Raw genomic sequence first — 6,066 nt, forward strand, 5'->3', positions numbered from 1 at the left:
CTGGGCCGGGGCCGTCCGGCGCCGGAGAATCCCTGGAAGGCGGGGACGCTGGAATGGATTCCGAACGGCGACTACGCTCCCCGGAACGCCGCCTCGAAGGCGTCGGCCTGCGCGGCGATGTCCGCCCAGCCGGCGCTTCGCTCCGCCTCGATCAGGCGGATGCCGGGATGCAGCCAGGGGGGCGGCGGCAGGCTCATGCAGCCCCGGCGGAGACGCCCGGCCGGTAGAGCGCCGCCAGCTCCCCGACCGTGTTGAATTGGACGAATCCGGCGCGGAACGGGTCCTGCCCGGTGCGCTGTTCCAGCACCACCAGCAGGGTGGCGAGGTCGAGGGAGTCGATCGGCAGCTCCCCGCCCAGGAAGCGCGTACCCGGGCCGAGGGCCGGCAGGGTCTCCCCCTTGTCGGCGGCGATGCGGGCAAGCTCTTCGGCGATCAGCGCGAGAATGGAATCGGTCATGGAACGTCGCATGCGGAAAGAAAGTCGCGGAGGATGGCCGTGACGGGGGTTGCCGCCTCACTATGCGGCAAGTGACCGGCCTTGTCGAAGAGATGAAGCGGCGCGCCGGGGGGCAGGCGGTCGGCGGTCGGCACCGGGATGATGCGGTCCTCCCGCCCCCACAGGAGTTGGACCGGCATGCGGAAGGCCGTCCAGTCCACCGGAGCGGACGACCGGTGCGCCTCCGCGAAAGAACCGGCGACGATCCGCTCCAACGCGGCGCGGCGGTGGGGGTCGGCGGCCTGGGCGTGCATCACCTCGCCCACGCGGCCCGCCAGCAGCCAGGGCCGGGCGAACAGCCGGGCGGCGCAGTCCCGCCCTTCCTCCGCGGTCTCCAGCGCGGTCACCCGCCGCAGGAACTCCAGGTCGAAGCCGGGACCGAGGCCGGCGCTGGCGATCAGCGACAGGCTCGCCACCCGTTCCGGCGCCAGCCGCGCCAGCTCCAGCGCGACGTAGCCGCCCATGGAATGGCCGACCGCGTGGACCCGCGGGACCTCCAGCGCGTCCAGCAACCGCAGCAGCCAGGGCGCGAAGGCGCCGACCCGCCCGTCCCCGACCTCCAGGGTCGAGGCGCCGTGCCCCGGCAGGTCCACCGCCAGGATCCGGCGGTCGGCGGCCAGCGGCGCGGCGTTGAACTGCCAGGTCAGCGAATCCCCGGCGAAGCCGTGCAGAAGCAGCGCCGGAACGCCGCCCTGCCCCAGTGAGAGATAGGCGGCGGGACCGCCTTCGATGTCGGCCCGTCCGCGCCGCGGCGACCGGGCGGCGCTTGCGCTCACCGGGCGGTCAGGCGGCGACGGCGATGCCGGCCAGCCCCAGCAGATCGTCCACCGTCTGCGCCTTGACGAGCTTCTCGCCCTCCACGACGTGCCCCAGCCTCTCGTCCACCAGGGCGATGAAGCTGATGACGGCCAGCGAATCCCAGGTGTCGATCGATTCAAGCTCTTCCGCGCCCGTCAGGGAGCCGGCGTCCAGCTCCAGCATCTCGTCGAGCGCGAGCAGGAAATCCTTGCGGTCCATGGTGGTGTCTCCATTTCAGTGGAGCGTGTTCTGACGCACGCTGCCGTTCAGGTCGGCCCATTCAGGGTTCTGGCGCAAGGTATTGCAACAATCTTGCCAGCCGAAGCGGGGATTTTCGGGAAGCAGGGCGCCCAGCAGGCGGCGGACCAGTTCCAGGTCGGCGGCCTCGTCCACACACCAGCGCTGGTTCAGGACGGTGCCGTCCTCCGGCGCCAGGGGGCTGCCGATGCGGAAGCGCTCCGGACGGCGGTAGAGGTGGGCGGTGACGTGCTCGCGCTCCGCCGGGTCGGCGGCGTTGGCTGCGGCCTCGTCCAGGGCGGCGCGGGTGAAGACCTCCGCGTCCAGCCCGCGCGGGAAGCGGGTGACGTCCAGGCTGAGATAGTCCAGCGGCGGCGCCGATTCCAGGAAGGCCGTCACCACCCGGTCCACCAGCGCCGGGTCGATCAGCGGACAGTCGGCGGTGACCCGCACCACCACGTCCGCGCCGGCCATGGCGGCGGCCCCGGCAAAGCGCGCCAGTACGTCCGGCTCGCTGCCCCGGAACACCGGAACGCCGAGGGCCGCGGCCAGTTCGGCCACCGGATCGTCGGTGCCGTTCACCGTGGTCGCCAGCACCAGCCCGTCGAGCGTCCGGCAGCGCGCCAGCCGGCCAAGATGATGCGCCAGCAGCGGCTGTCCCGCCGCCTCCATCAGCACCTTGCCGGGCAGGCGGGTCGAGGTCATGCGGGCCTGCGAGATGCAGACCACGCGCGGCTTCGGGTTGGCGGCGGTCATTCGTCCTCCGTCATCAGGTCTCCGGTGCCAGCATGTCCCAGCGCAGCGGTTCCCCGCGCTTCAGCGCGCGGGCGGCGCGGCGGCCCAGCACGGCGGGGAGCTGCTTGGGCTCCATGCCGAAGCCGGGGCGGATGGAGCGGACGCTGGCGGCGCTCAGCGCCTCGCCCGCCGCCACGTCGGCGGTGACGTAGAGGGAGCGGCGGTAGTCGCGCCCGCCCGCCTCGCTCGGCTCCACCCCGTAATGGACGCGGCCCAGCGCCGCCCAGGCGGTGCGGACGGAGTCGGCCATCGCCTTGAACTCGGCGGGTTCCAGCGAGAAGGCGCTGTCCACCCCGCCGTCGGCGCGGGACAGGGTGAAGTGCTTCTCGATCACCACCGCCCCCAGCGCCGCCGCGGCGACCGGCACCGCCACGCCGCGGGTGTGGTCGGACAGGCCGACGCCGACGCCGAACGCCTGCGCCAGATGCGGGATGGTGCGCAGGTTGCAATCCTCCGGCGGGGTCGGGTAGCCGCTGACGCAGTGGAGCAGGACCAGCGGCGCGTCGCCCACAGCCTCCACCGCCTCCGCCACCTCGCCCAGCGTGGCGAGGCCGGTGGACAGGATCAGCGGCCGCCCCGACCGGGCGGCCCGGCGGATCAGCGGCAGGTCGTTCAGCTCGAAGGAGGCGATCTTGAAGGCCGGCGCGTCCAACCGCTCCAGCAGCTCCACCGCCGTGTCGTCGAAGGGGGAGCTGAAGACGGTCAGGCCGATGGCGCGGGCGCGCTCGAACAGCGGCTCGTGCCACTCCCAGGGGGTGTGCGCCTCGCGGTAGAGATCATGCAGGGTGCGGCCCTGCCACAGCCCGCCCTCCAGCCGGAAGCCCGGCCCGTCATGGTCGATGGTCAGGGTGTCGGCGGTGTAGGTCTGCAGCTTCACCGCGTCGGCGCCGGCCTCCCCGGCGGCGTCCACCAGGGCCAGCGCCCGGCTCAGGTCGCCCTTGTGGTTGCCCGACATCTCGGCGATCAGATAGGGGGGATGGCCGGGGCCGACGGGGCGGCCGTTGATGATGACGTCGCGCGGCACGGAAGCGGTCTCGCTGTGAATGACGAAGGTCACTCTGCCACGGAAGCGGACGGCGGGTGTGCCTTTTCCGCTTCCGCCCGAAGAAGGTCCCGCGCCTCCTCGCCATAGGCCAGCAGCCGTTCGGTGCAGCGGTGGCGGTCGCCCACGGTCCGGAAGCGGATGCGCGACAGCTCCGCCTGCCGCTCCCGCAGCGCCGGGTCGGCGACGAGGGCGGCGGCCCGCTCCACATAGGCGGCGGCGTCCGGCACCGGGATGCCCGCCCCCGCCACGCTGGCCACGTCGCCCCAGGCCAGGGTGACCACCGGCAGCCCCTCCGCGATGGCGTAGGCGGCGCTGCCCCCGCCGCCCTGGCGGGACGGGTTGAGATAGCCGTGGCAGCGCCGGTAGAAGGCGCGGATGTCGGTCAGATGGCCCAGGCTGCGCATGCGCGCCCCGTTGCGCGCCGCCGCCAGCCGGGCCGGCAACTGCTCCACCTTTCCCGCGAAGACGATCACGGCGCCGGGGCAGCGGTCGAGGATGGCGTCGGCCAGCGCGAGGAATTCCCCCGTCACTTCGAAATCCAGGCGGGTGCCGACCACGGCGAAGACGAACGCCGCGCCGTCCAGCCCGAAATCCCCCGCCTCCCCCGCCGTGGGCGGCGGCGAGAAGCCCAGCGTGAAGGGCCGGAAGCGCCGCGCGAAGGGGCCGCGGTAGAGCGCCGGCATGGAGTCGGTGTGGTTCCCCTCCTCGTACCCCAGCACCAGATGGGCCAGCGAGATGGTCATGCCGGAGGTGGTGGGCAGGCAGACCACCGGCCGCGCGTCGGTCACCGCGAACAGGTCGCCCACGACGTTGGCCCCGCCGAAGGTCACCAGCAGGTCCGGGTCGTAGCCGTCGATGGCGCCGACGATGGTGGACAGCTTGTCCTTGGAAAAGGCGCGGCTGGTGAAGGAGGCCATCTTCACCTGCCGCCCGAACATCTTCAGCGCGAAGACGCCCTCGTAGTCCGCGACCAGCTCCGCGATCATCGGCGGGACGAACAGGTTCTCGGCCCGCAGCGGCATGGTGTTGCAGTTGATGATGGCGACGTCGAGCCCGAAGTCGTCCTGAAGCCGGCTGGCGTAGTCGAAGCAGTCGCGCGAGGGCTGGTGCTGGTCGTTGGTGAACTGGTTGGTCAGCACGGCCACCCGGCGGATCGGTCCGTCCCGCGGGACCCGGCGCGGCGGAACGACGTCCCAGCGCCGCGCCACCGCCCGCACCAGCTCCTCGTAGAAGCGGAACAGGTCGCAGGGGCCGAAGGCGCCGAGTTTCTCCGGCGCCGAGGCGGCCAGGAAAAGCTGCCGCGCCATGCACCAGTAGGTGTAGTGCATCAGCTCCGGCCCGACCCGCTCCCCGCCCAGCAGCAGGTAATGGAGAATCCGCTCGTAGTGGTAGAGGTCCCCGGTCAACTGGAACAGAACCGACTGGAACAGCACCGTCTCCCCGGTCGGCGGGTTGCGGCGCAGGTCTTCGGCGATGGACAGGCGGGCGTCCAGGTCCAGCTCGCGGCGCATGCGCTCGCAGTGGGCGGACAGGGCGTTGAGCCGGTCGGCGTTGAACTGGCGCTCGGCCAGAAGGGATTTCAGCGTGGCGGCCTGTTCCCCGGCGATGTCGGACATGCTGTTTCCCTCAACCGGCGCCTGTTTTCGTATCGCCTCCTGATACCCCCGGCTTGGTTAAGGTTTCAAGAATGCGCCGCCGCGCGCTCCGCCAGCGCCGCCGCGGCCTCCGCCGCCACCGTGGTCCAGTCGCCGGGGCGGGGCTGGCGGAACAGGCGGGCGGTCGGGTACCAGGGGCTGTCCTCCCGGCCCAGCAGCCAGCGCCAGTCCGGCGCGTGGGACAGCAGCACCCACAGCGGCACGCCCAGCGCCCCGGCCAGATGGGCGGGCGCGGTGCAGGAGGAGATCACAAGGTCCAGGCTGGCCATGATCGCCGCGGTGTCGGCGAAGTCCCGGATCCCGGGCGCCAGATCGGTGAAGGACGGGGGCATCGCCCGCCGCGCCAGCTCGTCATGGCCGGGGCCGAGTTGCAGGCCGAAGAAGCGGCAGCCCGGCACCTCCAGCAGCGGGGCCAGCGCCGCCAGCCCCGGAGACCGCTCCCGGTCGCCGGCGAAATGCGGGTTGCCGGCCCAGACCAGCCCGACCCCGAGACCGCCACCGGTCAGCCGCTCCCGCCACGCCGCGGCGCGCGCCGGGTCGGCGGACAGGTAGGGAACGGCGGCGGGAATGGTGTCCAGCCGGGTGGCGAAGGCCCGCGGCAGGCTGAGCAGCGGGCATTGCCAGTCGAACGCGGGCAAGGCTTCGCCCCGCGCGAAGACCCTCTCCACCCCCGGCAGGCCGTTGAACAGGGGAACCAGATCGGCCCCCACCTCCAGAAGGACGCGGGCGCCGCGGGCGGCCACAAGGGGGGCGTAGCGGACGAACTGGATGGCGTCGCCGCGGCCCTGCTCCTCGTGCAGCAGGATGGTTCGCCCGGCGATGTCCTCCCCGCGCCACAGCGGCTGCGGCAGGCCGCGCGGCTTGGTCGGGAAGCCGGCCACGCCCCAGCGCGCCTCGTAATCCTCCCAGCCGCCGGCCAGGTCGCCGGCCAGCAGCCGCGCCAGGGAGCGGTTCCAGCGGGCCTCGGCGCTGGCCGGCTGAAGGCGGACGGCCCGGGCGTGCAGGCGCAGCGATGCGGCGATGTCCAGGCGGGCGCGCGG

Annotated in this window: 7 protein-coding genes and 1 pseudogene; all 8 read right to left on the minus strand. The window is 72.8% G+C overall.

Annotated features, from left to right (window positions below; all coding sequences use genetic code 11):
• Positions 1 to 71: 71 nt before the first annotated feature.
• Positions 72 to 197 carry a hypothetical protein gene (locus tag QSG27_RS27155; RefSeq protein ID WP_306711731.1) on the minus strand — a complete coding sequence of 42 codons (126 nt, stop codon included), beginning with the start codon at positions 195 to 197 and terminating at the stop codon, positions 72 to 74.
• Entirely contained in the window at positions 194 to 457 is a 264-nt protein-coding gene (locus QSG27_RS27160) for a phosphopantetheine-binding protein (protein ID WP_306711733.1), read from the minus strand. Before QSG27_RS27160 ends, QSG27_RS27155 begins: the two co-directional genes overlap by 4 nt.
• Positions 454 to 1,272 (minus strand): alpha/beta fold hydrolase, encoded by an 819-nt coding sequence (locus QSG27_RS27165; protein WP_306711735.1) that lies wholly within the window; start codon positions 1,270 to 1,272, stop codon positions 454 to 456. The genes QSG27_RS27160 and QSG27_RS27165 overlap by 4 nt, the downstream gene beginning before the upstream one ends.
• A gap of 7 nt (positions 1,273 to 1,279) precedes the next feature.
• Positions 1,280 to 1,513 carry an acyl carrier protein gene (locus QSG27_RS27170; RefSeq protein WP_306711737.1) on the minus strand — a complete coding sequence of 78 codons (234 nt, stop codon included), beginning with the start codon at positions 1,511 to 1,513 and terminating at the stop codon, positions 1,280 to 1,282.
• Positions 1,514 to 1,528: 15 nt separating this feature from the next.
• Entirely contained in the window at positions 1,529 to 2,287 is a 759-nt protein-coding gene (locus QSG27_RS27175; protein WP_306711739.1) for a glycosyltransferase family protein, read from the minus strand.
• Between the two features lie 13 nt (positions 2,288 to 2,300).
• The gene (gene pseI, locus QSG27_RS27180) at positions 2,301 to 3,350 is read right to left on the minus strand and encodes a pseudaminic acid synthase (protein ID WP_306711741.1); all 1,050 of its coding nucleotides are present in this window, start codon (positions 3,348 to 3,350) and stop codon (positions 2,301 to 2,303) included.
• 29 nt (positions 3,351 to 3,379) lie between these two features.
• On the minus strand, positions 3,380 to 4,987 hold the full coding sequence (locus QSG27_RS27185; protein WP_306711742.1) for a glycosyltransferase: 1,608 nt from the start codon (positions 4,985 to 4,987) through the stop codon (positions 3,380 to 3,382).
• 65 nt (positions 4,988 to 5,052) lie between these two features.
• Positions 5,053 to 6,066, minus strand: a pseudogene (locus tag QSG27_RS27190) (tetratricopeptide repeat protein); the annotation flags it as partial.

Origin of the sequence: Azospirillum isscasi (genome assembly GCF_030849505.1) — a bacterium.
Lineage (GTDB): Bacteria > Pseudomonadota > Alphaproteobacteria > Azospirillales > Azospirillaceae > Azospirillum > Azospirillum isscasi.